21 protein-coding genes are annotated in these 23,398 nt (G+C 71.3%); 15 read left to right on the top strand and 6 right to left on the bottom strand.

Annotation, left to right across the window (positions count from 1 at the left end; all coding sequences use genetic code 11):
* Positions 1-29: 29 nt before the first annotated feature.
* Complete coding sequence (locus ABKA19_RS10730; protein ID WP_162377451.1) at positions 30-239, top strand: cold-shock protein; 210 nt, start codon at positions 30-32, stop codon at positions 237-239.
* Positions 240-322: 83 nt separating this feature from the next.
* Here the strand turns inward: ABKA19_RS10730 and ABKA19_RS10725 are convergent, their stop codons facing one another.
* Both ABKA19_RS10725 and ABKA19_RS10720 read right to left on the bottom strand, forming a co-directional pair.
* On the bottom strand, positions 323-799 hold the full coding sequence (locus ABKA19_RS10725) for a glycine zipper 2TM domain-containing protein (protein ID WP_353688887.1): 477 nt from the start codon (positions 797-799) through the stop codon (positions 323-325).
* Positions 800-942: 143 nt separating this feature from the next.
* Positions 943-1,374 (bottom strand): hypothetical protein, encoded by a 432-nt coding sequence (locus tag ABKA19_RS10720; protein WP_353688886.1) that lies wholly within the window; start codon positions 1,372-1,374, stop codon positions 943-945.
* A 92-nt stretch (positions 1,375-1,466) separates the two neighbouring features.
* Between ABKA19_RS10720 and ABKA19_RS10715 the strand changes: the two genes are divergently transcribed.
* Positions 1,467-2,264, top strand: a complete 798-nt coding sequence (locus ABKA19_RS10715) for a tRNA threonylcarbamoyladenosine dehydratase (RefSeq protein WP_353688885.1) — start codon at positions 1,467-1,469, stop codon at positions 2,262-2,264.
* A 149-nt stretch (positions 2,265-2,413) separates the two neighbouring features.
* Here ABKA19_RS10715 and ABKA19_RS10710 read toward each other — a convergent pair whose 3' ends face one another.
* The gene (locus tag ABKA19_RS10710; protein ID WP_353688884.1) at positions 2,414-3,190 is read right to left on the bottom strand and encodes a TatD family hydrolase; all 777 of its coding nucleotides are present in this window, start codon (positions 3,188-3,190) and stop codon (positions 2,414-2,416) included.
* Positions 3,191-3,233: 43 nt separating this feature from the next.
* Positions 3,234-3,461, bottom strand: coding sequence for a DUF6116 family protein (locus ABKA19_RS10705; RefSeq protein ID WP_353688883.1), 228 nt, complete (start codon positions 3,459-3,461; stop codon positions 3,234-3,236).
* 155 nt (positions 3,462-3,616) lie between these two features.
* Between ABKA19_RS10705 and ABKA19_RS10700 the strand changes: the two genes are divergently transcribed.
* The 6 genes from ABKA19_RS10700 to ABKA19_RS10675 all read left to right on the top strand — a co-directional run bounded on the left by ABKA19_RS10700 (position 3,617) and on the right by ABKA19_RS10675 (position 10,093).
* The gene (locus ABKA19_RS10700) at positions 3,617-4,435 is read left to right on the top strand and encodes a glycine zipper 2TM domain-containing protein (RefSeq protein ID WP_353688882.1); all 819 of its coding nucleotides are present in this window, start codon (positions 3,617-3,619) and stop codon (positions 4,433-4,435) included.
* Positions 4,436-4,591: 156 nt separating this feature from the next.
* Positions 4,592-5,755 carry an acyl-CoA dehydrogenase family protein gene (locus tag ABKA19_RS10695; protein WP_353688881.1) on the top strand — a complete coding sequence of 388 codons (1,164 nt, stop codon included), beginning with the start codon at positions 4,592-4,594 and terminating at the stop codon, positions 5,753-5,755.
* Positions 5,756-5,839: 84 nt separating this feature from the next.
* Positions 5,840-6,391, top strand: coding sequence for a GNAT family N-acetyltransferase (locus tag ABKA19_RS10690; protein WP_353688880.1), 552 nt, complete (start codon positions 5,840-5,842; stop codon positions 6,389-6,391).
* Positions 6,361-7,029: a glutathione S-transferase family protein gene (locus ABKA19_RS10685; protein ID WP_353688879.1), complete on the top strand. Its 669-nt coding sequence runs from the start codon at positions 6,361-6,363 to the stop codon at positions 7,027-7,029. The genes ABKA19_RS10690 and ABKA19_RS10685 overlap by 31 nt, the downstream gene beginning before the upstream one ends.
* A 14-nt stretch (positions 7,030-7,043) precedes the next feature.
* Complete coding sequence (locus ABKA19_RS10680) at positions 7,044-9,335, top strand: thiamine pyrophosphate-dependent enzyme (RefSeq protein ID WP_353688878.1); 2,292 nt, start codon at positions 7,044-7,046, stop codon at positions 9,333-9,335.
* Positions 9,336-9,538: 203 nt separating this feature from the next.
* Positions 9,539-10,093, top strand: coding sequence for an NADPH-dependent FMN reductase (locus ABKA19_RS10675; RefSeq protein WP_353688877.1), 555 nt, complete (start codon positions 9,539-9,541; stop codon positions 10,091-10,093).
* A gap of 59 nt (positions 10,094-10,152) precedes the next feature.
* Here the strand turns inward: ABKA19_RS10675 and ubiM are convergent, their stop codons facing one another.
* Positions 10,153-11,409: a 5-demethoxyubiquinol-8 5-hydroxylase UbiM gene (gene ubiM, locus ABKA19_RS10670; protein ID WP_353688876.1), complete on the bottom strand. Its 1,257-nt coding sequence runs from the start codon at positions 11,407-11,409 to the stop codon at positions 10,153-10,155.
* A 256-nt stretch (positions 11,410-11,665) separates the two neighbouring features.
* On the opposite strand from ubiM, the gene smc reads away from it, so the two are divergent.
* From smc to fosX, 3 genes are all read left to right on the top strand, one after another.
* Positions 11,666-15,169 (top strand): chromosome segregation protein SMC, encoded by a 3,504-nt coding sequence (gene smc / locus ABKA19_RS10665; protein WP_162377437.1) that lies wholly within the window; start codon positions 11,666-11,668, stop codon positions 15,167-15,169.
* 88 nt (positions 15,170-15,257) lie between these two features.
* Positions 15,258-16,007 (top strand): cell division protein ZipA, encoded by a 750-nt coding sequence (gene zipA, locus ABKA19_RS10660; RefSeq protein ID WP_353688875.1) that lies wholly within the window; start codon positions 15,258-15,260, stop codon positions 16,005-16,007.
* A gap of 13 nt (positions 16,008-16,020) precedes the next feature.
* Positions 16,021-16,458 (top strand): FosX/FosE/FosI family fosfomycin resistance hydrolase, encoded by a 438-nt coding sequence (gene fosX, locus ABKA19_RS10655; RefSeq protein WP_353688874.1) that lies wholly within the window; start codon positions 16,021-16,023, stop codon positions 16,456-16,458.
* Positions 16,459-16,581: 123 nt separating this feature from the next.
* Here the strand turns inward: fosX and ABKA19_RS10650 are convergent, their stop codons facing one another.
* A complete protein-coding gene (locus tag ABKA19_RS10650) occupies positions 16,582-17,706 on the bottom strand; it encodes a pyridoxal phosphate-dependent aminotransferase (protein ID WP_353688873.1) in 1,125 nt (374 codons plus the stop codon).
* Between the two features lie 78 nt (positions 17,707-17,784).
* Between ABKA19_RS10650 and ligA the strand changes: the two genes are divergently transcribed.
* The 4 genes from ligA to mtnA all read left to right on the top strand — a co-directional run bounded on the left by ligA (position 17,785) and on the right by mtnA (position 23,019).
* The gene (gene ligA / locus ABKA19_RS10645; protein ID WP_353688872.1) at positions 17,785-20,130 is read left to right on the top strand and encodes an NAD-dependent DNA ligase LigA; all 2,346 of its coding nucleotides are present in this window, start codon (positions 17,785-17,787) and stop codon (positions 20,128-20,130) included.
* A 38-nt stretch (positions 20,131-20,168) separates the two neighbouring features.
* A complete protein-coding gene (epmA, locus tag ABKA19_RS10640) occupies positions 20,169-21,104 on the top strand; it encodes an EF-P lysine aminoacylase EpmA (protein WP_502945775.1) in 936 nt (311 codons plus the stop codon).
* A 126-nt stretch (positions 21,105-21,230) separates the two neighbouring features.
* Positions 21,231-21,905, top strand: a complete 675-nt coding sequence (locus ABKA19_RS10635; RefSeq protein ID WP_502945763.1) for a DUF3011 domain-containing protein — start codon at positions 21,231-21,233, stop codon at positions 21,903-21,905.
* A gap of 55 nt (positions 21,906-21,960) precedes the next feature.
* A complete protein-coding gene (gene mtnA, locus ABKA19_RS10630) occupies positions 21,961-23,019 on the top strand; it encodes an S-methyl-5-thioribose-1-phosphate isomerase (RefSeq protein ID WP_353688870.1) in 1,059 nt (352 codons plus the stop codon).
* Positions 23,020-23,398: the final 379 nt, after the last annotated feature.

Below are 23,398 nucleotides of genomic sequence, written 5' to 3'. Positions count from 1 at the left end.
ACCCAGCAAAGTTTCGAGGAGTCGCAGTAATGGCAGATCGCGAAGTCGGCACCGTGAAGTGGTTCAACGATGCCAAGGGATTCGGATTCATCAGCCGCGAGAATGGCGAGGACGTGTTCGTCCACTTCCGCGCCATCCAGATGCAGGGCTTCAAGAGCCTCAAGGAAGGCCAGAAGGTCAGCTTCACCGTCGTGCAGGGCCAGAAGGGCCTGCAGGCGGACGCCGTCCAGGCCGCCTGACAAACCTGATCAAGCCTGTACCGGAACGGCCCGCCAGTAGCGGGCCGTTCCTTTTTGCGCGACAGGCTTGATGCGGCGCTGCGTCAGCGCAGCACGACCTTGCCGTTGACCACGCGCACGTAGGTGTTTTCGCGGATGCCGCCGAGGTCGCGCTGGTTGATCACGACCGTGCGGCCGTCGTCCATGCGCACGTGGATGTTGTAGGTATCGGAGGTGACGTTCTTCTGGATGGCGTTGCCGGCCATCGCGCCCGCCGCCGCGCCGGCGACTGCCGACACGTTCTGGTTGCCCTTGCTGCCGCCGGTCTTGTCCGAGATCTCGTGGCCGGCGACCGCGCCGACGATGCCGCCCAGGATCGCGCCGGTGGCCGACGGGGCGCTGCGGTTGGAGGCGATCACGTCGATCCGGGTGACCAGGCCGCAGTCGGCGCAGCGGGCCTGCGAGGGATAGGGCGCGGAGCTGCCGTAGCCGGAGCTGCCGTAGTTGGGCGAAGTCGTGGTGCAGCCGGCCAGGGCAAGCATGCCGAAGGCGGCCAGGCCGATCAGGTGGGTTTGCTTCATCCTCGATACTCCTCGGTGACGGGGTGGCGGACCGGTGCGCGACCTGCGGTCGTGCTGGCGGCCATCGTCATCGCATGCATGTGAACGCAATGCCAATCGTCCGCGGCGCGGCGGAGCGTCGCCGGCATCCTCTCAGCGATGGTTCAGCGGAAATCGCGATGGCAGGCCTTGCAGTCCTCGCCGATGCGTTCGCTTGCCGCCGCCAGTTGCGCGCAGTCCGCCGGCGGCGCGGACAGGGTCTCGTCGAGCGTGGCCCGCAGCCCGCTGGCGGCGGCCGCGAAGCGGCTGTCGTCCTTCAGTCCGGGGAAGGCCATCTCGATGTCGTTGGCCATCGACCGCAACGACTGCAGCCGCGGCAGGCTGTCGCTGACCGCACAGCGGTTGGCCTTGGCCGACTTGCCCAGCTCGGCCGATTGCCTGGCCATGACCTGCATCAGCGCGTCGGGGAACGGGTCGCTGCGCGCCTGCAGAGCCCGCAGCGCCATCACTGCGCAGACCGCGCCGGTGACCAGGCCGACCAGGAAAAGGAACAGGTATCGTCCTGCGTTGCCGGTTCGGGGCGGCGGGCTGGCCATGCGATGTACTCCTTGATACGTGGCGATGGGTGGCGGCGCGCAGGATGATAGGGCCGCGCCGGGTGTCGATGCACCCCCGTTAGAATGCGCGCATGGAAGCATCCGTTTTCGAGCGTTTCGCCGGCATCGACCGGCTGTACGGCCGCGGCGCGGTCGAATGGCTGGCGACCCGGCGCGTGGCGGTGGTGGGCCTGGGCGGCGTCGGTTCGTGGGTGGCCGAGGCGCTGGCGCGCTCGGCGGTCGGCGCGCTCGACCTGGTCGATGCCGACGACCTGTGCATCTCCAACACCAACCGGCAGTTGCCGGCGGTCGCCGGGCAGTACGGACGCAACAAGGCCGAGGCGATGGCCGAACGCTGCCGCGCGATCAATCCGGCGATCGAGGCCCGACCGGTGGCGGCATTCCTTACCGGCGCCAACCTCGAGGAACTGCTGGGGGGCGGCGTCGACCTGGTGGTCGATGCCTGCGACAGCGTCCGCACCAAGGTCGAATCCATCGCCTGGTGCCGCCGGCGCAAGCTGCCGATGCTGACCGTCGGCTCCGCGGGCGGTCGCACCGATCCCACGCTGGTCCGGGTCCGCGACCTGTCCCGCACCGAGCACGACGCGATGCTGGCGCTGGTGCGCAAGAAGTTGCGGGGCGAGCACCGGTTCCCGAAGAACCCGGACCGCTTCTTCGGCGTGCCGGCGGTCTACTCGCTGGAGAACGTGAAGTATCCGCAGGCCGACGGCAGTGTCTGCGGCGTGCGCCCGGCGATGGGCGCCGACGCCGCGCTCAAGCTGGACTGCGGCGCCGGCCTCGGCGCGGCCACCCACGTCACCGGCGCATTCGCCTTCGCCGCCGCCGGCAAGGCACTGGAGATGCTGCTCAAGCGCCGCATCGCCGCGTAGAGCGGGGCTCGCCCCGCTGCTTCGACAGGGCGTCCCGCCGGTGGCGGACCATTCGGACCTGCTGCGCCCCGTGCCCGTAGAGCGGGGCTTGCCCCGCTGCTGTTGACGACGTGTCGGCCGGCGAGCGCTGCAGCCGGGCAAGCCCGGCTCTACGGGGCAGGGAGGGCGAACAGGCGCTGGGCATTCGCGGTGGTGGCCGCGGCGATCTCCTCGGGCGCCTGGCCGCGCAGCATCGCCACGACATCCAGGACCTGGCGCAGGCGCGCGGGCTCGTTGCGCTGGCCACGGATGCCGGCGTCCGGCTGGTCCGGCGCATCGGTCTCCAGCAGCAGGAACTCCAGCGGCATCCGCGCCACCAGCCGGCGCAGGCGCTGCGCGCGTTCGTAGGTCAGCGGACCGCCCAGGCCGATCATGAAGCCCAGGCTCCAGAGCTGCCGCGCCTGCTCGGGGCTGCCGGAGAAACTGTGGACCACGCCACGCAGCCGTCCATCGCCGAGGCGGCGGATCGAGGCGATCACCGCATCGACCGCGCGACGCGCGTGCACGATCAGTGGCAAGCCATGCTCGCGGGCCAGTCGCAGCTGGCCGTCGAAGTAGTGCGCCTGCGCGTCACGATCGAGCCCTTCGACGAAGTAGTCCAGGCCGCATTCGCCGATGGCGGGCGGATGCTCGTTCTCGATCCAGCTCGCCAGCTCATGAAGGTCGTCGGGCCGGTGCTCGGCCAGGAACGTCGGATGCAGGCCGTAGGCAGGATACAGGCCCGGCGCGGCGCGGCAGACCTGGCGCAGCTTCGGCCAGCTCGCCGCGGTCACCGCCGGTACCACCTGCCCGAGCACGCCGGCGGCGCGCGCGCGCTCGACCACCGCGTCGCGGTCGGCATCGAACTCGGCCGCATCCAGGTGGCAGTGGCTGTCGAGCAGCCGCATCAGGTCGCGTGCGGGCCGGTTGCCGCGGTCATCGCGCCTTCCGTCACTGCGGGCGCCGCTCCGGTTCAGGCAGCGCCGGCGGATCCTTGCGCCGTTTCCAGTTGGCCAGCAGGAGCGTGGCCAGGCCCAGCACGACCTCGTCGATCAGCGGGATCGGATCGAACGGCCACAGGAAGCTGATCGCGAAGGCCACCATGGTGACCTTGAACAGGGTCGGGAAGCGCAGGCCGCGCGCCCATTGCATGAACGGCAGCATGAGGGGGCTGGGCATGGCGGCGGGCCTCGCTCGGAACACGCGCGCAAACTACCATGGCCGTCACAGACCCGAAGAATTTGCCGGTCGAACGCATTCCGGGTCCTGTTCAGGTTTGCCATGATGGAATTCCCCCGAACGTCATGCGGGAACCGCCCGCGAGGAGCCAGGCCATGAAGCAAGCCACTACGATCCTGATCGCCGCCGGTGCCCTGCTGGTGGGGGGCATCGCTACCGCGGCCTTCATGAACAACCGCGACCGGCAACCCGATTCGGTGCTCGCCACCCCGGCCGATGCGGCGCTGGCCGCCGACGACGCGGCCCCGGGCGAGGACGAGATCGCGGCCAACACCCTGGAGTACGCCGAGATCGTCAAGGTCGATCCGGTAACCCAGAAGGAGAAGCTCTACGCCACCGTGATCGGCACCGAGCCGGTGCGCGAAACCACCCAGACCAGCGTACCCAGGGAAGTCTGCGAGGACGTGGTGGTCGAGGAACGGCTGCCCGAGCGGGACGGCAACGTCGGCGGCACCGTGGCCGGTGCGGTCATCGGCGGCCTGCTCGGCAACCAGGTCGGCGGCGGCAGCGGCAAGAAGGCCGCGACCGCGGCCGGCGCGATCGCCGGCGGCGTGGTCGGCAACCAGGTCGACAAGCGCCATGTCGGCGGCAACGTCGTGACCCGGACCGAGCGCCAGTGCCATACCGAGCAGGCCGTGTCCGAGTCGAGCAAGGTGACCGGCTACAACGTGACCTACCGCAACGCCGACGGCACCACCGGCACCATGCGCATGGCGAGCAAGCCGGGCGACCGGGTGGCGCTGGGCAATACCGACAAGGTGGTCGGCTACGACGTGACCTATCGCTACAACGACCGGGAAGGCACGCTGCGGATGGACAGCAAGCCGGAGACCGACCGGCTGCCGGTGGTGGACGGCCAGATCGTGACGGCGACCGCCGTGGCCGAGGCGCCCGAGGGCGCGACCCGGCAGTAACCACGCCGGCGGGCAGCGCAACGCCGCTGTCGACCGCAGGACAGGGAAGGCCGGCGCCACGCCGGCCTTCTTTTTTTTGAGCGCAGCGCCCCCGGCATCGCCCGCCTCCGCTGCCGGGCCGATACAATCGCAACCATCCCAACACCGGTTCCCGACATGGCCCTGTCACCGTATGACCTGTTCGACGTGCGTTCCCTGCTCAGCGACGAGGAGCGCGCCGTCCAGGAGGCCGTGGCCCGCTTCACCGACGAGCGCGTCCTGCCGATCATCGGCGAGGCCTTCGACCAGGGCCGCTTCCCGAAGGAGCTGGTGGCCGAAGTCGCCTCGCTGGGCCTGCTCGGTTCCTCGCTCCCCGAGGAATACGGCTGCGCCGGCCTCAATGCGGTCAGCTACGGCCTGATCTGCCAGGAACTCGAGCGCGGCGACAGCGGCATCCGCAGTTTCGTCAGCGTGCAGTCGTCGTTGTGCATGTACCCGATCTACGCCTACGGCAGCGAGGAACAGCGCCGCCGCTGGCTGCCGGACATGGCCGCCGGCAAGGTCATCGGCTGTTTCGGCCTGACCGAGCCGCACGGCGGTTCGGATCCGGCCAACATGAAGACCCACGCGCGCAGGGACGGCGGCGACTGGGTGATCAACGGCTCCAAGATGTGGATCACCAACGGCAACCTGGCCGACATCGCCATCGTCTGGGCGCAGACCGACGACGGCATCCAGGGCTTCGTGGTGGAGAAGGGTACGCCCGGCTTCACCGCCCAGGAGATCAAGCACAAGATGAGCCTGCGCGCGTCGGTGACCTCCTCGCTGTTCTTCGACAACGTGCGCGTGCCCGATTCCAGCCGCCTGCCCAACGTGAAGGGCCTCAAGGGCCCGCTGGGTTGCCTCACCCAGGCCCGCTACGGCATCACCTGGGGCCCGATCGGCGCAGCCATCGCCTGCCTGGACGAAGCGTTGCACTACTCCAAGGAGCGCATCCTGTTCGGACGCCCGGTGGCGGCCACCCAGAGCGCGCAGATCAAGCTGGCCGAGATGGCCCGCCGCATCACCCTGGCCCAGCTGCTGGTGCTGCAGCTTGGCCGGCTCAAGGATGCCGGCACGATGCAGCCGCAGCAGGTGTCGCTGGCCAAGTGGAACAACTGCCGCATGGCCATCGACATCGCTCGCGAATGCCGCGACCTGCTCGGCGGCGCCGGCATCACCACCGAGCACGCGGCGATCCGCCACGCGCTGAACCTGGAGTCGGTGATCACCTACGAGGGCACCGAGACCGTGCACCAGCTGGTGATCGGGCGCGAGCTCACGGGGCTGAGCGCGTTCTGACCGGCCACGCCGCGGCGGCCCGCGACGGGTTGCCGCGCGTGCGCGCCAATGCGCCCAGCGCGCTCCTTCGACGGACTCCACGCCATGGACCGTTCCTCGCTGCAACTGGAAACCCCACGCCTCCTGCTGCGCCTGCCGCGGCAGCAGGACTTCGAGGCGTGGGCCGCGTTCCTCGCCGACGTCGAGGCGACCCGCCACCTCGGTGGCGTGCAGCCGCGCCCGGTGGCCTGGCGCGGCCTGGCGGCCATGGTCGGCGCCTGGCACCTGAAGGGCTTCGCGATGTTCTCGGTGGTCGAGAAGGACACGGGCCAGTGGGTCGGCCGGGTCGGGCCATGGCAGCCGGAAGGCTGGCCGGGCACCGAGGTCGGCTGGAGCATCGTGCGCGAGCGCTGGGGACGCGGCTACGCCCCGGAGGCGGCGGCAGCGTGCACCGACTGGGCGTTCGACACGCTGGGCTGGAGCGAAGTCATCCATACCATCGCGCCCGGGAACGCCAACTCCAAGGCGGTGGCCGCCAAGCTCGGCTCGCGCTTCATCGGCATGGGTCGCCTGCCCGAGCCCAGCCACGAAAAGCCGGTGGAAATCTGGGGCCAGACCCGCGCCGAATGGCGGGCGCGCAAGGAGCAGGCATCGTGATCACCGTCTACGGCATGTCCATGTCCGGCAACTGCTACAAGCTGCGCCTGTTGCTGGAGCAGCTCGGCCGCGACTACCGCTGGATCGAGGTCGACAGCGCCCGTGGCGAGACCCGCACTCCCGAGTTCCTGGCCAGGAACCCCAACGGCAGGGTGCCGCTGATCGAACTGGAAGACGGCCGGGTGCTGGTCGAATCCAACGCGATCCTGTGCTGGCTGGCCGAAGGCACCGGCTTCGTGCCCGCCGATGCCTGGCAGCGGGCGCAGGCGCTTTCCTGGATGTTCTTCGAACAGTACAGCCACGAGCCGTACATCGCCGTGGCCCGCTTCATCCGCGGCTGGACGCCCGCCGATTCGCCGCGGCGCGCCGAGCTGCCGCGGCTGCGCGAGCGCGGCCACCAGGCGCTGGCGGTGATGGAACGGCACCTGCAGTCGGCCGACTGGTTCGCCGGCGCGGCCTACGGCATCGCCGACATCGCACTGTTCGCCTACACCCACTGCGCCGGCGACGGCGGCTTCGACCTGTCCGCGTACCCGCGCATCGGCGCCTGGCTGGAGCGCGTGCGCGCCACGCCCGGCTTCGTGCCGATGCCGCCGCTGGACGACGAAGCGACCGCGCGGCTGGCCTTGACCGATTGAACCAGAAGACCCCGATGAACGCTGCCGCCTCTACCCCGACCATTCCCGCCTGGAAACGCGGCATCAACCGCGCCGAGATCTGCGACCGCAACTTCAGCGAGTTCGTCCGCGCCTGGCGCGGCACGCCGGCGCCGCGCCCGCGCGACGGTGGTCCGGTGCTGCCGGGCAGCGCGCTGGATGCGCGTGGTTTCCGCGAGCTGCTGGAGTCGCAGCTCATCAGCCGCCACCTGGACTTGATGGCGCGCGTGCTACGCGTGCAGAACAAGGTCTTCTACACCATCGGCAGCAGCGGCCACGAAGGCAACGCGATGGTGGCCCGGCTGGCCCGCCACACCGATCCGGCATTCCTGCATTACCGCAGCGGCGGCTTCATGGCCGAGCGCTTCCGCAAGCTGCCCGGCATGGATCCGGTGATGGACTCGGCGCTGAGCTTCGCCGCCAGCGCCGAGGACCCGGCGTCCGGGGGCCGGCACAAGGTGTGGGGCAGCAAGCCGTTGTGGGTGCTGCCGCAGACCTCGACGATCGCCTCGCACCTGCCCAAGGCGCTGGGAACGGCGGTGGCCATCGAGCAGGCGCGGCGCATCGGCCACGCGCTGCCGGTACCGGCCGACAGCATCGCCATCTGTTCCTTCGGCGACGCCTCCAGCAACCACGCCACGGCCCAGACCGCGTTCAATGCCGCCGCCTGGACCGCCTACCAGGGCCTGCCGGCGCCGGTGCTGTTCGTCTGCGAGGACAACGGCATCGGCATCTCGGTGAAGACGCCCGACGGCTGGATCGGTCGCAATTTCCGCCATCGCCCCGACCTGGATTATTTCCATGCCGACGGCCTGGACCTGGCCGCCGGCTACGGGCAGGTGCAGGCGGCGGTGGAGCATTGCCGCCGCACCCGCCGGCCGACCTTCCTGCACCTGCGCACGACCCGGATCATGGGCCACGCCGGCACCGACTTCGAGATCGAGTGGCGCAGCATCGAGGAGCTGTGCGCGGTGGAAGCGACCGACCCGCTGCTGCACAGCGCGGCCATCGCCCTGGAGTCCGGGCTGATGGGCGCCGACGAGCTGCTGGAACTGTACGAAACCACGCGCAAGCGCTGCTTCGCGGCGGCCGAGGAGGCCGACCGCCGGCCGCGGCTGGCGTCGCTGGCCGACGTGGTCGCGCCCTTGGCGCCTTACACCCCGGCCGCGGTGGCCGCCGAGGCCGCGCGTCCGGCGCCGGAGCAGGCGCGCATCGCCGCCTATGGCGGCGAGGACAGGCTGCCGGAGAAGCAGGTGCCGCGGCACCTGGCGATCCAGATCAACCAGGCCCTGCACGAGTTGATGGCCAAGTACCCGGAAACGCTGCTGTTCGGCGAGGACGTGGCGCAGAAGGGCGGCGTGTACACGGTCACCAAGGGCCTGCAGAAGGCGTTCAAGGGCGCGCGCGTGTTCAACACGCTGCTGGACGAGACGATGATCCTCGGCCTGGCCCAGGGCTACGCCAACATGGGCATGCTGCCGCTGCCCGAGATCCAGTACCTGGCCTATTTCCACAACGCCTGCGACCAGATCCGCGGCGAGGCGGCCAGCCTGCAGTTCTTCAGCAACGACCAGTACCGCAACCCGATGCTGGTGCGCATCGCCGGCCTGGGCTACCAGCGCGGCTTCGGCGGCCACTTCCACAACGACAACTCGATCACCGCCCTGCGCGACATCCCCGGCATCGTCGTCGGCTGTCCCTCGCGCGGCGACGACGCGGCGACGATGCTGCGCACGCTGGCGGCCCTGGCCAAGGTCGACGGCCGCGTGGCGGTGTTCCTGGAACCGATCGCGCTGTACATGACCAAGGACCTGCACGAGGCCGGCGACGGCCAGTGGCTGTTCCCGTACCCGGAGCAGGGGCAGGCGATGGTCCTGGGCGAGGGCCGGATCTATCCCTCTGGTGCAGGGGCGGGGCAGGACGATGACCTGGTCGTGTTCACCTACGGCAACGGCGTGCCGATGAGCCTGCGCGCCGCGCGCCGGATCGAACAGGCGCACGGCTGGAAGGTACGCGTGGTCGACCTGCGCTGGCTGGTACCGCTCAACGAGGCCTTTATCGTCGAACAGGCGTCGACGGCCCGGCGGATCCTGGTGGTGGACGAAGGCCGGCGCAGCGCCGGCGTGGGCGAGGGCGTGATCACCGCGATCGCCGAGGGCGGCTACCGGTCGCGGCCGTTCCGGCGCGTGGTCGGCGCCGACACCTACACCCCGCTGGCCGGCGCGGCATTTCTGGTGATTCCCGGCGACGACGACATCGTCGCCGCTGCCGCCGAACTGGCCGGTTGATCCCGTGGAGCGGGGCTCGCCCCGCTGCTTTCCGGACGACGCGATCGAGGCAAGGCAGCGGGGCAAGCCCCGCTCTACGGAAGCGTCGCGGGTGCACCAGGGCCAGCGGGGAAAACGTCCCGCCGCGGGAATGGTTTCTTCACCTGCTGCCGGCGCCGTTTTGCCTAGCATCCGGGTCCTGTTCTCCCCAACAGGATCCGGCCATGGACAAGCGCAAGATCGCGGTATTCGTCGGCAGCCTCCGCGAAGGCTCGTTCAACCGCCAGCTGGCGCGCGCGCTGGAACGGCTGGGCGAGGACCGGCTGGAATTCGACCACGTCGATATCGGCTCGCTGCCGTTCTACAACCAGGATTTCGACGGCGACTATCCGCAGGAAGGCATTGCGCTGAAGGCGCAGGTCCGCGCCGCCGACGCGGTGCTGTTCGTCACCCCCGAATACAACCGGTCGGTACCGGGCGTGCTCAAGAACGCGATCGACCTGGCCTCGCGTCCCTACGGCGACAGTGCGTTCGCCGGGCTGCCGGCGGCGGTGATCGGCGCCTCGGTCGGGGCGATCGGCACGGCGATGGCCCAGCAGCACCTGCGCAACATCCTGTCCTACCTGGACATGGCGGTGATGCCGCAGCCCGAGGCCTACCTGCAGTTCAAGGACGGGCTGGTCGACGCGGATGGCCGGGTGACCCGGCAGGACACGCGCGAGTTCCTGGAGGACTTCGTCGACCGCTTCGTCGAGTGGATCGACCGGCAGCGCGGCTGATCGGATGGCAACAACGGCCAGCGCGAGCCGTGCGGCCAGCCTGACGGGGCCGGCCGCGCTCAGTGGGCGCCGGTTTCGCTTCCCGCGTCGCGCGCGCCACGCATCCGTGCCAGGTGCGACCGCACGCGCTGCAGGGGCAGCGCGTCACGCGCCCCCTCGTCGGTGAGGACGGCGGCCAATGCGCGCCGGAAGGGCGGCAACGCGGCGCTGGCGCGCAGGGTCGCGCTCCGCAGCCAGCGTGCCGGCAGGCGGTCGTCCGTATAGAGCCCGACGATCGCGCGGGTGGCCTGGAACAGCGGCCAGCTGCCACGGCGGTGGCGACGCTCGTAGCGTGCCAGCAATGCCGCATCGCCGAGGTCGCGTCGCTGGCGCAGGGCGGTGGCGGCCAGGTCGGCCAGCCGCTCGACGCTGGCCAGCCCGAGGTTGAAGCCGTGCGCGGTGACCGGATGCATGCCCACGGCCGCATCGCCCGCCAGCGCCAGGCGCGTACCGGCGAAGCGGTGCGCCCAGGTCGCCACCAGCGGGTAGACGTGCCGGCTGCTGGCCAGCTCGATCCTGCCGAGGCGGCCGCCGTAGCGGCGCTGCAGGTCGGCGGCGAACGCGGCCTCGTCCATCGCCGCCAGGGCGCGGGCCTGCTCGCCGGGCAGGGTGACCACCGCGCCGGCCAGTTGTTCCGACAGCGGCAGCAGGGCCAGGGTCTGGCCCAGGCCGAACCATTCCCAGGCTGCGTGCCCGTGCGGCAGCTCGTGGCGGATCCGGCAGACCAGCATGGCCCTGCCGAAATCGTGCAGCTCCGCGCCGATGCCCAGCGCCCGCCGTGTCTCCGAATATCGGCTGTCGGCGGCCACCAGCAGACGCGCTTGCAGGCGCGTGCCGTCGGCCAGTTGCAGCCGCGCGCCGTCGGCACCGGCGTGGATCGAGGCGACCTTGGCCGAGGCATGGAGGTCGATTCCCGCGGTTTCCCGCACCGCCTGCCAGGCCGCGCGCCGGATCAGGTGGTTGGCGACCAGGTCGCCCAGGCGGTCGCCGGCTTCCGGCCGGACGCGCAACTCGTGGGGCAGTTCGCGGTCCATCACCCGCGCGGTGCGCAGCGGGAAGGCTTCGTCCTCCGGAATGCGCTGCCACACGTCCAGCTCCCGCAGCAGGCGCACCGAGGCATGGGTCAGGGCGATCTCGCGGCCGTCGAAGGCCGGGTCGGCCAGCGCGGCCTGTGGCTGCCGCTCGACCAGGGCGACCGCCAGGCCCTGCACGGCGAGGGCTCGCGCCAGGCAAAGCCCTACCGGGCCCGCGCCTACGATGGCGACGTCGTGGTCCATCCATGTGCTCCTGTCGGTCGGTGCGCCAGTGTCGCGGACCGGGTCGTCCCGGCGCCCTGATCGAGGTCAAGCCGCGCCCTGCGTCAGTGCGGGGCGGAGCCGCGGAGACCGGCCCGTGGCCGGCTATACTGCACGGTCCGAACACCGCGGTCGGATGCTGCGGGCGTTGTGATTCAATCACTTGCGCCGCATTCCGGCCAAATCACTTCATTCCGGTGGCGCGTTGCGCCGCATACCCCGGGGAATCGATCGCCGCATGCGCCTGTCCACGATCAAGCTGTCCGGCTTCAAGTCCTTCGTCGACCCCACCACGCTGCACCTGCCGACCAACATGACCGGCGTGGTCGGCCCCAACGGCTGCGGCAAGTCCAACATCATCGACGCGGTGCGCTGGGTGATGGGCGAGAGCTCGGCCAGCCGCCTGCGCGGCGACTCGCTGACCGACGTGATCTTCTCCGGCTCGGCCGCGCGCAAGCCGGTCAGCCAGGCCACCGTCGAGCTGATCTTCGACAACTCCGACCACGCCATCGCCGGCGAGTACGCCGCCTTCAACGAGATCTCGGTCAAGCGCACGGTCAGCCGCGACGGGCAGAGCCAGTACTACCTCAACGGCACCAAGTGCCGGCGCCGCGACATCACCGACCTGTTCCTGGGCACCGGCCTGGGGCCGCGCAGCTACTCGATCATCGAGCAGGGCATGATCAGCCAGATCATCGAGGCCCGCCCGGAAGACCTGCGCATCTACCTGGAAGAGGCCGCCGGCATCTCCAAGTACAAGGAGCGGCGCAAGGAGACCGAGACCCGGATCCGCCACACGCGCGAGAACCTGGATCGTCTCAACGACCTGCGCGAGGAGGTCGACAAGCAGCTCGAGCACCTGCGCCGCCAGGCCCGCCAGGCCGAGCAGTACCAGGCGCTGGCCGCCGAGCGCAAGGTCAAGGACGCGGAGTGGAAGGCGCTGCAGTTCCGCGCGCTGGACGTGCAGCTGCAGGCCCTGCGCGAGCGCCTGGCCCAGGAAGAGACGAAGCTGGAGCAGATCATCGCCGGCCAGCGCGAGGCCGAGCGCGAGATCGAGACCGGGCGCGTGCGCCGCGAGGCGGCGGCCGAGGCGTTGAACAAGGCCCAGGCCGAGGTCTACCAGGTCGGTGGCGTGCTCGCCCGCATCGAGCAGCAGATCCAGCACCAGCGCGAACTGGCCAGCCGCCTGAACCAGGCGCGCGACGAGGCCGCCAGCGCGCTGGGCGAACTGGACCAGCACATCGCCGACGACCGGCAGAAGCTCGAGGCGCTGCGCGGCACCGTGGAAGAGGCGGAGCCGCGGCTGGAGCAGCTGCGCGAGGACGACGTGTTCAAGCAGGAGGCGCTGCGCGAAGCCGAGGCGGCGCTGGCCGACTGGCAGCAGCGCTGGGAGGCCCACGGCCGCCAGGCGGCCGAGGCCTCGCGTGCCGGCGAGGTCGAGCGCACCCGCGTGGATTACCTTGACCGGCAGGCGCTGGAGGCCGACCGCCGCCGCGAGGCGCTGGCGGCCGAGCGCGCCGGCCTGGACCTGGAGGCGCTGGCCGAGGCCTTCGAGCAGGCGCAGATCCAGCACGAGACGCAGAAGTCCGCGCTGGACGGGCTCAACGAACAACTGGAAGCACGCAAGCAGGACGTGTCCGGCCTGCAGGAGCAGCAACGCGCCGCCCAGGGCGAGCTGGCCGAGGTACGCAAGCAGGCCCAGGCCGCGCGCGGTCGCCTGTCCTCGCTGGAAACCCTGCAGCAGGCCGCCCTGGGCCAGGAGCAGGGCGCGGCGGTGGCCTGGCTCAAGGCGCGCGGCCTGGATTCGGCCGCCCGCGTCGGCGAGCGCCTCACCGTCGAGGACGGCTGGGAAAACGCGGTGGAAGGTGCACTGGGTCAGCTGATCGAAGGCGTGCTGGTCGAGGCGCCCGAACAGCTGGTCGAGGCGCTGGCCGACCTGGGCGAGGGCCGCATCGCGCTGGTCGCCGAGGACACGGCCAGCGCGTCGTTCGCGCCGACCTCGCTGGCGGCCAAGGTGCAGGGGCCGCTGGCCGTGCGCCGCCTGCTGGCGCGGCTGCACGCGGCCGATGACCTGGCCCATGCGCGCCGGCTGCTGCCGGCCCTGGGCGAGGGCGATTCGATCATCACCCGCGCCGGCGAGCGGCTGGGCGAGGGCTGGGTGCGGGTGTCGCGGCAGGGCGCCGCCAAGCAGGGCGCACTGCTGCGCGAGCGCGAGATCCAGTCGCTGCGCAGTGCCATCGAGGAGCTGCAGCAGCGCGAGGCGGCGCTGGAAGACCGCCTGGTGCACCTGCGCGACCAGCTGCTGGCCGCCGAGCAGCAGCGCGAGGACGCGCAGCGCCAGCTCTACCTGGCCCACCGCGGCGTCTCCGAGCTGGCGGGACAGCTGCAGAGCCAGCAGGGCCGCATGGATACCGCGCGCCAGCGGATCGAGCGCATCGAGAACGAGCTGGCGCAGCTGGTGCAGACCCTGGACAGCAGCCGCGAGCAGGCCCGCGAGGCCCGTGGCCGGCTGGAAGACGCGGTCGTGTCGATGGGCGACCTGGAAACCGCGCGCCAGGCGCTGGAGGCCGAGCGCCGCCAGCGCACCGAGGCCCGCGACCTGGCCCGCGACGCCGCCCGCGCCAGCCGCGACGCCACCCATGCGCTGGCGCTGGCCCTGGAATCCCAGCGCACCCAGATCGCCTCGCTGACGCAGGCGCTGCAGCGCATGGACGCCCAGCGCGGCCAGCTGGATTCGCGCCTGGGCGAACTGAGCGCGCAGCTGAGCACCGGCGACTCGCCGGTGCAGGCGCTGGAATCCGAACACCAGGCTGCCCTGGCCGAACGCGTGCGCGCCGACCGCGCGCTCGGCGAGGCGCGCTCGCTGCTGGAAGGCATCGACAACGAACTGCGCGGCTTCGAGCAGACCCGCCACCAGCGCGACGAGCAGTCGCTGGCCCAGCGCGAGCGCATCTCCCAGCGCCGGCTCGACCAGCAGGCGCTGGTGCTCAAGGCCGAGCAGCTGGTCCAGGCGATCACCGCCGATGGGCTGGTCCTGGAAGACGTGGTCAATACGCTGCCGGAAGTGGCCGACGTGTCGCAGTGGGAGCAGGCGGTCGGCCAGATCGACGCGCGCATGCGTCGCCTGGAGCCGGTCAACCTGGCCGCGATCCACGAATGCGGCGAGGCCGAACAGCGCAAGCAGTACCTGGACTCGCAGAACACCGACCTGACCACCGCCCTGGAAACCCTGGAAGAGGCGATCCGCAAGATCGACCGCGAGACCCGCGGCCGTTTCAAGGACACCTTCGACCGGGTCAATTCCGGCATCCAGCAGCTGTATCCGCGCCTGTTCGGCGGCGGCCACGCCTACCTCGAGCTGACCGGCGAAGACCTGCTCGACACCGGCGTGGCGATCATGGCCCGCCCACCCGGCAAGCGCGTCTCGAACATCTCCCTGCTGTCCGGCGGCGAGAAGGCGATGACCGCGGTGGCGCTGGTGTTCGCCATCTTCCAGCTCAACCCGGCCCCGTTCTGCCTGCTCGACGAGGTGGACGCGCCGCTGGACGAAGCCAACGTCGGCCGCTTCACCGCAATGGTCAAGGAAATGAGCGAGAAGGTGCAGTTCCTGTTCGTCAGCCACAACAAGGCGACGATGGAGGCGGCGCACCAGCTCTCCGGCGTGACCATGCGCGAACCGGGCGTGTCGCGCCTGGTCAGCGTCGACCTGGACGAGGCCGCGCGCCTGGCCGGCGCGGCCTGAGCGGCCGCGGCGGACGCGCCGGGGTTTTTCCCCGGCCGCCGCTCGTGACATCCTTGCAGCCTTCTGACCCCCGGCGGAGACGCGTTCCATGTCCGACAAAGACCTGCTGCGCATCGGCATCCTGATCGTCGGCCTGCTGCTGCTGGCGGCGATCTGGTTCTTCGGCAGGCCGCGCAAGGAACAGCAGGGCACGCGCCGCGAGTCCCGGCAGTCGCCGGCGATGACGCCCGAGTACGGCAGCGCCCGGCGCGAGCCGTCGCTCGACGGCCTCGACCCGGCGGCGGCGGACGAGGACTACAGCGGTGAGCGGGTCAGCCAGCCCGAGCTGGGCCTGGGCGGCGCGGCGGCGCCCGCGGCCAGCCACCTGGGCCGGCGCGAGACCCAGGATTTCGACAAGATCGTTTCGCTGTACGTGGCCGCCCGCGCCGGGAGCGTGCTGCGCGGGGAAGACATCGTGGTGGCGGCCGAGAAGACCGGCATGGTCTTCGGCCACATGAGCGTGTTCCACCGACTGCTGGAAGGGCACCCGGAACGCGGCCCGGTGTTCAGCATGGCCAGCATCATCAAGCCCGGCAGCTTCGACATGGGCACGATCCGGGAACTGGAGACCCCGGCCATCGCCTTCTTCCTGACCCTGCCGGCGCCGGTGCCGGCGCTCGATGCCTGGGAGAAGATGCTGCCCACCGTGCAGCGCATGGCCGAACTGCTCGACGGCGTGGTCCTGGACGACAGCCGCAACGCGCTCGGTCGCCAGCGCATCGCCCACATCCGCGACGAGCTGCGCGCCTACGACCGCCAGCACGAGGCGCCTCCGCTGACCAAGGCGCCGCGCTGGTAGGCGGCGACGGACGATGTCCGTCCGCGGCATCAGCCACGTGACCTTCGTGGTCGCCGACCTGGAACGCACCGCGCGCTTGCTGTGCGAAGGGCTGGGCGCGCGCGAAGTCTACGACAGCGCCGGTCGCGAGCATTCGCTCTCGCGCGAGAAGTTCTTCGTGCTGGGCGATGCCTGGCTGGTGGCGATGGAAGGCGCGCCGCTGGCCGAGCGCAGCTACCGGCACGTGGCTTTCGCCGTGGACGGCGCGGACCTGCCACGGTACCGGCAACGCCTGCAGGCGCTGGGCGTGGAGATCCTGTCGGGGCGCGGGCGGATCGAGGGCGAAGGCGCCTCGCTCTACTTCCACGACTACGACAACCACCTGTTCGAACTGCATGCCGGCACACTCGACGAGCGGCTGGCGGCCTATGCGTTCGCCGACGCGGTGCGCGTGGCCGCCAGGGCGGATTGAGCTGCGGGGGCGTCGCCCGGAAGCGGCCGCAGGCCCGCCGCTGCGTTCCCGCGTGGAGGGGGCGAGCCCGGGGTCGGGCCGGCCCGATGCGAGCCGTTCCCCACGCCAGCCAGCCCGTCCGAGCTAGCCCGTCACCACGGCGAACGCCTCGCGGAAGCGCGCCATCTCCGCTGCGGTCCCGACCGTGACCCGCACGTGCCGCGGCATCGCCGGCCAGCTGCGGCCGACGAATACCTTGTGCCGGGCCATCGCCGCGCTGAACGCACGACCGTCGCCTTTTACGTCGACCATGAAGCAGTTGGCCTGGCTGGGCAGGCAGGCATGGCCGCGCGCCGCCAGCCAGGCCACGGTCTCCTCGCGCAGGCGGGTGTTCTCGGCCTTGCGCGCGGCCAGGTGCTGCGGGTGGCGCAGGCTGGCGATGCCGGCCGCCACGCTAGGCACCGGCAGGCTGTTGGCGCCGAACAGCACCAGCCGTTGCAGCAGGTCCGGCCGGGCCACCGCCAGGCCCAGGCGCATGCCGGCCATGCCGTAGATCTTGGAGAAGGTGCGCAGCACGACCACGTCGGCGCCGGCGCGGACCAGGTCCAGCGTGTCCGGCTCGTCGCTGTAGTGGATGTAGGCCTCGTCGACCAGTAGCACGCTGCCGGCCGGCTTGTGGGCCAGCAGCCAGTCGATCCGCGCGCGCGGGGTGATCGAGCCGGTGGGGTTGTTCGGGTTGCACACGTAGACCAGGCCAGCGCCCGACGCCCTGGCCGCGGCCGCCATCGCCTCCACGTCGTGGGCGCCGTCGGCCGGCAGCGGTACGCGCACCACCGGCGCGCCGTGGGCACCGGCCATCTGCGCCAGCGATTCGAAGGTGGGATCGGCGGTGACCAGTGCCGCCTGCTTCGAGGTGAACGCCAGCGCCGCCGAATCCAGCGCCACGCCCGAGCCGCAATAGCCGGCGACCTGGTCTTCGCGCAACTGGTTCTGCGCGACGAACACCTCCACCAGCTCGCGCTGGGGCCCGAACAGGTAGCGGTGGGCCTGGGCCATGCCTGCACCCGCCGCCGCGCGCGCTTCGGGGAACGGACCCTGCGGGTTCTCGTTGAAATTGAGCAGCACCGCATCGGGATCGCCCATGCCCGGCAGCGCCGGCGGCAGTTGCGCATGCGCCGGTCCGGTGCCCAGCAGCGGCGCCAGGCCGGCGGTGGCCAGGCTGCAGGCGGTCAGGCCGAGGAAGCGGCGGCGATCGGGCATGTGCGTCATGGTCGCGTGATGGCGGGAGCCTTCCGGCACGCTACGGGAGCGGCCCGGACGCGGCAAGCGCCCGGGTAGAATCGGCGCATGAGCACCCCCGATCCCGCACGTCGCGTCGCCGAGCTCCGCAGCCGGATCGAAGACGCCAACCAGCGCTACCACCAGCACGACGCGCCGGACATCACCGACGCGCAGTACGACGCGCTGGTGCGCGAGCTAGAGGCCCTGGAAGCCCAGCACCCGGAACTGGCCGCCAGCGACTCGCCGACCCGCCGCGTCGGCGCCGCGCCCGCCGGGCGCTTTCCCCCGGTCGTCCACGCCGTGCCGATGCTCTCGCTGGGCAACGCGTTCGAGGACGGGGAGGTGGCCGACTTCGTGCGCCGCATCCGCGAACGGCTGGACCGCGACGTGCTGGTCTTCTCCGCCGAGCCCAAGCTCGACGGCCTGGCGATCAGCCTGCGCTACGAGGACGGCGCGTTCGTGCAGGGTGCCACCCGCGGCGACGGCGCCACCGGCGAGGATGTCAGCGCCAACCTGCGCACCATCGCGGTGATCCCGCAGCGGTTGCAGGGCAAGGGCTGGCCGAAGGTGCTGGAAGTGCGCGGCGAGGTGTACATGGGCCGCGCCGATTTCGAGCGCTACAACGAGCATGCGCGGCTGCACGGCGGCAAGGTGCTGGCCAACCCGCGCAACGGCGCGGCCGGTTCGCTGCGGCAGATCGATCCGAAGCTCACCGCGCAGCGGCCCTTGAGCTTCTATGCCTACGGCACCGGCCTGGCCGAGGGCGGGACCCTCCCCGACACGCATTCGGCCACGCTGGCGCGGTTGCGCGACTGGGGTTTCCCGGTCAGCGACCTGGCCGAGGTGGTCAGTGGCGTCGAAGGACTGCTCGGGTACTACCGGCGGATCGGCGAGGCCCGCGACGGGCTGCCGTTCGATATCGACGGCGTGGTCTACAAGCTCGACGACTATGCCGGGCAGCGCGAGATGGGTTTCGTCTCGCGCGCGCCGCGCTGGGCCATCGCCCACAAGTTCCCGGCCCAGGAACAGACCACCGTGGTCGAGTCGATCGAGGTCAATGTCGGCCGCACCGGCGCGGTCACGCCGTGGGCGCTGATGCAGCCGGTGCAGGTGGGCGGCGTCACCGTGACCCGCGCCACCCTGCACAACGCCGACCACGTGGCCCGGCTGGACGTGCGCAACGGCGACACGGTGATCGTGCGGCGCGCCGGCGACGTCATCCCGGAGGTGGTGCAGGTGGTGGTCGATCGGCGTCCACCCGATGCCAGGCCCTGGTCGATGCCGATGGCCTGCCCGGTCTGCGGCTCGGAAGTCGTGCGCGAGGAAGGCGCCGCCGTATGGCGCTGCTCCGGCGAGCTGAGCTGCCCGGCGCAGCGCGTCCAGGCGGTGTTCCACTTCGCCAGCCGGCGGGCGATGGACATCGACGGGCTGGGCGAGCGCTACATCGAGTCGCTGTCCGAGCTGGGTTACCTGCAGGACGTGTCGGACCTCTACCGGCTGGGCGTGGACGACCTGCTGGAGATGAAGCGCCGTGCGGACGAGCGCGACGGCACGACGCCCGACACCGTGAAGGCCGGCAAGGTCGCCACCAAGTGGGCCGACAACCTGATCGTGGCGATCGACCGCAGCCGCGACACCACCCTGGCGCGCTTCCTGTACGCGCTGGGCATCGAGCACGTCGGCGAGAGCACGGCCAAGGCGCTGGCGCAGTGGTTCGGCGACCTGGATCTGATCCGCCACCTGCCGTGGCCGCTGTTCAAGCGCGTGCCTGACATCGGCGGCGAGGTGGCGCGTGCGATCGGGCATTTCCTCGACCAGCCCGGCAACCAGCAGGTGATCGACCGCCTGCTCGAACGCGGCGTGCGCATCGGCGACAGCCATCCGCCCAGCCCCAGGCTGGGCGAAGGCCTGGACCTGGCGACGCTGCTGGTCGACCTGGAGATCCCGAAGGTGACGCCGGTGCGCGCGGCGCAGCTGGGCGCGGCGTTCGCGGACGCGCAGGCGGTGCTCGACGCACCGCCGCACAACCTTGTCACCGCCGGCCTGCCGGCCGACACCGCCAACGCGCTGGTGGCCTGGCTGGAATCGCCCTCCAACGCCGAGCTGCTGCTGCGCAGCGCGCAGGCGCAGGCGCGGCTGCGCGCGCTGCTGCCTGACAGCGGCGGGCAGCCGGCCGGTCCGCTGGAGGGCAAGACGGTGGTGCTCACCGGCACCCTCGCCTCGATGGGGCGCGACGACGCCAAGGCCCGGCTCGAATCGCTGGGTGCGAAGACGGCCGGCAGCGTCTCCAAGAAGACCAGCCTGGTGATCGCAGGTGAAGCGGCCGGTTCGAAGCTGGCCAAGGCCGAGGAACTGGGCATCGAGGTCTGGGACGAGGCCCGCCTGCTGGCGTTCCTGGAGCAGCACGGTTGAGCGCCGGCGACTGGCGTCCGAGCGGCAGCCTGGAGGCGATGCGCTTGCGCGCGCGCCTCTATGCGGAAATCCGCGGCTTCTTCGCCGCACGCGGGGTGCTGGAAGTGGAGACCCCGGTGCTGTCGGAAGCCGGCAACACCGAACCGAACATCGACAGCTTCAGCACCGCCTTCAGCGGCCACCGTGATGCCGGTGCGCCACGGCGCTGGCTGCGGACCTCGCCGGAGTATCCGCTCAAGCGCCTGCTGGCCGCCGGCATCGGCGACTGCTACGAGCTGGGACGGGTGTTCCGCAACGGCGAGGCCGGGGGACGCCACAACCCCGAGTTCACCATGCTCGAGTGGTACCGGGTGGGGTGGGACCACCTGCGCCTGGCCGACGAGGCCGTCGCGCTGGTGCAGCTGACGCTGGCGCTCGTAGGACGGTGCGCGGAGGTGGAGTCGGTCACGTACCGGGAACTGTTCCGGCGCGGTGTCGGGATCGATCCGTTCCTGGCGGACGACGCGCAGCTGCGCCACCCGCTGGCCGATATTGTCATCGACGGGCAGGGGCTCACCCGCGACGACTGGCTCGACCTGCTGATGACGCACCGGATCCAGCCAGGCTTCGCCGCCAACCGGATAACCGTCGTGCACGACTGGCCGGCCAGCCAGTGCGCGCTGGCCAGGGTCCGCGATGGCGACCCGCCGGTGGCCGAGCGTTTCGAGCTGTACCTGGGCCGCTTCGAACTGGCCAATGGCTACCATGAACTGACCGATGCGGCCGAGCAGCGCCAGCGCTTCGAACGCGACTGCGCGGTGCGCGCCGCGCGCGGCACCGTGCAACCGCCGGTGGACGGACGCCTGCTCGGCGCGCTGCAGTCCGGCATGCCGGACTGCGCCGGCGTGGCCCTGGGCGTCGAGCGGCTGCTGATGGCCCTGTTGGGCACGGACCGGATCGGCGATGTACTGGCCTTCGATTTCGGACGCGCCTGAGCGGAGTGCGGGGCATTCACCGGATTTTCCGGGGTGGGGTCCAGAATCGGTCGAACAGGGATCCGTCGGGGGGCGGCACGGATGGACGTGGCAGGCGATACGCAGGTAGGCGGAGGACCGGGCGCGATGGCGCGATGGATGGCGCTCTGCGTCGCCTTCGGGATGATGGTCCTGGCCGGCCCTGGCGCCGTCGCGGCGGACGGTGTGGTGCGGTGCGAATCGTCCGACCTCAGGCGGGTGCACTGCCCGATGGATACCCGCAACGACGTCGAACTGGTGCGCCAGCTGTCGGGCAACGCCTGCATCCGCGAGTCGGACTGGGGCGTGGATGCGGCGGGCGTCTGGGTGGCCCGCGGCTGCCGCGCCGAGTTCCGCGCGCGCGACGGCGCCGTCACCGTCAGCCGCCAGATGATCCGCTGCGAATCCAGCGGCGGACGCACCCGCAGCTGCCCGGTGGCGCTGCGCGGGGCGCCGGTACGGCTGCTGCGCCAGGTCTCGGTGCTGCCGTGCAAGCGCGACGAGAGCTGGGGCGTGGGCCGCAACGAAGTCTGGGTGTCGCGCGGGTGCAAGGGCGAGTTCGAGGTCGGCGACCGCGATGCCGGGTTCCCGCCCGGTCCCCGCCTGCTCACCTGCGAGTCCAAGGACCAGGTGCGCCGCGAGTGCGGCACGACCATCGAACGCGGCGCGACCCTGGTCCGCCAGCTCTCGGGCATGGCCTGCGAGGAGGGGCGCAGCTGGGGCTGGACGCCGGAGAAGGTGTGGGTCGACAACGGCTGTCGCGCGCAGTTCAGCGTCGAGTAGCGCTCCGGGCGGGGCCGGGCGTGGCGACGGTGCCGGTGCGCCCTACAATGCGCGCATGGATACCGCCTTCGACTTCGACCGCTACGACCACATCCGGCCGATCCTGTGGACCGGCCAGGCGCTGGAACTGCTGGACCAGCGCAAGCTGCCGTTCGCGGTCGAACACGTGACCTGCGACGACAGCGACGAGGTCGCGCAGGCCATCCGTGACCTCGCCGTGCGTGGCGCGCCGGCGATCGGCATCGCCGCGGCCTGGGGCGTGGTGCTGGCGGGACGGGATGTCGATGCCGCCGACGGCGACGAAGCCCTGCGCAGGATCGAGCCGGCCCTGCAGCGGCTCAACGCCGCGCGTCCGACCGCGGTCAACCTGGCCTGGGCGCTGGCGCGCATGCGGCGTGCGCTGGCCGGCGCCGGCGGCGACTGGCGGCAGGTGCTCGAGCGCCAGGCGCAGGCGATCAACGACGAAGACCTGGCCGCCAACCGCCACATGGGCGCGCTCGGCGCGGCGCTGGTGGCCCCCGGCAGCGGCGTGCTGACCCATTGCAACACCGGCTCGCTCGCCACCGCCGGCTTCGGCACCGCGCTGGGCGTGATCCGCGCCGGCGTGGCCGAAGGGCGCATCGCGCGGGTGTTCGCGGGCGAGACCCGGCCCTGGCTGCAGGGCGCGCGCCTGACCGTGTGGGAGCTTCAGCAGGACGGCATCGACGCGACCCTGATCGCCGATTCGGCCGCCGCGCACCTGATGAAGACCGGGGCGGTGCAGTGGATCGTGGTCGGCGCCGACCGGATCTGCGCCAACGGCGACACCGCCAACAAGATCGGCACCTATGCGCTGGCCATCGCCGCCCGCCACCATGGGGTGAAGTTCATGGTCGTGGCGCCATCGTCCACGGTGGACCTGGAGACGCCCGACGGTGCGGCCATCGAGATCGAGCAGCGCGATCCGGGCGAGCTGCACGGCGTGGGTGGCGTGCGCACGGTGGCCGAGGGCATCGCGGCCTGGAATCCGGTGTTCGACGTGACCCCGGCCGGGCTGATCGATGCGATCGTGACCGAGAAGGGCGTAGTCGAGCAGCCCGACACGGCGAAGATGCGGGCGCTGTTCGGCGCCTGAGCGGCGGCGTAATCGCCCGGTACGCCCGGGATCGACGATGGTGGGTGCCCGCCGCGAGGCAGGGCCGGGCGGCCATGCGCGCTTCCGCGGCACCTGCGCCGGACACCCGCCTGGCTGATGCCGCGCGGCCCGCTCCGGCCGCCCGCGTGGCGGATCCCGCAGGCCAGCACGGCTGCCGATCCGCGCGGCCGGCCAGCGCGTGCCGGCAGGCCGCCCAGGCCCGCAGGATTGACCGGTCGGGCAGGGTGCAAGTGCTTGTTTCTGCGTGGAAATAGGCGCCGTTCCGACGGGCAATCGTGCTAGAATCGCGCGATTGTGCGGAGTCCTCCGCGCTGCGTCCCCCGCGACACCCGCGGGCGGCGCCGGAACCACCTGACGA

Source organism: Pseudoxanthomonas sp. Soil82 (genome assembly GCF_040446535.1).
GTDB classification, from domain to species: Bacteria; Pseudomonadota; Gammaproteobacteria; order Xanthomonadales; family Xanthomonadaceae; genus Pseudoxanthomonas; species Pseudoxanthomonas kaohsiungensis.
This window is presented reverse-complemented; position numbering and strand designations above follow the sequence as displayed.

Excerpts from the sequence above, each read along its gene's own strand:
- ABKA19_RS10730 (WP_162377451.1), top strand. The coding sequence starts at position 30 with ATGGCAGATCGCGAAGTCGGCACCGTGAAGTGGTTCAACGATGCCAAG.
- ABKA19_RS10725 (WP_353688887.1), bottom strand. The coding sequence starts at position 799 with ATGAAGCAAACCCACCTGATCGGCCTGGCCGCCTTCGGCATGCTTGCC.
- ABKA19_RS10720 (WP_353688886.1), bottom strand. The coding sequence starts at position 1,374 with ATGGCCAGCCCGCCGCCCCGAACCGGCAACGCAGGACGATACCTGTTC.
- ABKA19_RS10715 (WP_353688885.1), top strand. The coding sequence starts at position 1,467 with ATGGAAGCATCCGTTTTCGAGCGTTTCGCCGGCATCGACCGGCTGTAC.
- ABKA19_RS10710 (WP_353688884.1), bottom strand. The coding sequence starts at position 3,190 with ATGCGGCTGCTCGACAGCCACTGCCACCTGGATGCGGCCGAGTTCGAT.
- ABKA19_RS10705 (WP_353688883.1), bottom strand. The coding sequence starts at position 3,461 with ATGCCCAGCCCCCTCATGCTGCCGTTCATGCAATGGGCGCGCGGCCTG.
- ABKA19_RS10700 (WP_353688882.1), top strand. The coding sequence starts at position 3,617 with ATGAAGCAAGCCACTACGATCCTGATCGCCGCCGGTGCCCTGCTGGTG.
- ABKA19_RS10695 (WP_353688881.1), top strand. The coding sequence starts at position 4,592 with ATGGCCCTGTCACCGTATGACCTGTTCGACGTGCGTTCCCTGCTCAGC.
- ABKA19_RS10690 (WP_353688880.1), top strand. The coding sequence starts at position 5,840 with ATGGACCGTTCCTCGCTGCAACTGGAAACCCCACGCCTCCTGCTGCGC.
- ABKA19_RS10685 (WP_353688879.1), top strand. The coding sequence starts at position 6,361 with ATGGCGGGCGCGCAAGGAGCAGGCATCGTGATCACCGTCTACGGCATG.
- ABKA19_RS10680 (WP_353688878.1), top strand. The coding sequence starts at position 7,044 with ATGAACGCTGCCGCCTCTACCCCGACCATTCCCGCCTGGAAACGCGGC.
- ABKA19_RS10675 (WP_353688877.1), top strand. The coding sequence starts at position 9,539 with ATGGACAAGCGCAAGATCGCGGTATTCGTCGGCAGCCTCCGCGAAGGC.
- ubiM (WP_353688876.1), bottom strand. The coding sequence starts at position 11,409 with ATGGACCACGACGTCGCCATCGTAGGCGCGGGCCCGGTAGGGCTTTGC.
- smc (WP_162377437.1), top strand. The coding sequence starts at position 11,666 with ATGCGCCTGTCCACGATCAAGCTGTCCGGCTTCAAGTCCTTCGTCGAC.
- zipA (WP_353688875.1), top strand. The coding sequence starts at position 15,258 with ATGTCCGACAAAGACCTGCTGCGCATCGGCATCCTGATCGTCGGCCTG.
- fosX (WP_353688874.1), top strand. The coding sequence starts at position 16,021 with ATGTCCGTCCGCGGCATCAGCCACGTGACCTTCGTGGTCGCCGACCTG.
- ABKA19_RS10650 (WP_353688873.1), bottom strand. The coding sequence starts at position 17,706 with ATGACGCACATGCCCGATCGCCGCCGCTTCCTCGGCCTGACCGCCTGC.
- ligA (WP_353688872.1), top strand. The coding sequence starts at position 17,785 with ATGAGCACCCCCGATCCCGCACGTCGCGTCGCCGAGCTCCGCAGCCGG.
- epmA (WP_502945775.1), top strand. The coding sequence starts at position 20,169 with ATGCGCTTGCGCGCGCGCCTCTATGCGGAAATCCGCGGCTTCTTCGCC.
- ABKA19_RS10635 (WP_502945763.1), top strand. The coding sequence starts at position 21,231 with ATGGCGCGATGGATGGCGCTCTGCGTCGCCTTCGGGATGATGGTCCTG.
- mtnA (WP_353688870.1), top strand. The coding sequence starts at position 21,961 with ATGGATACCGCCTTCGACTTCGACCGCTACGACCACATCCGGCCGATC.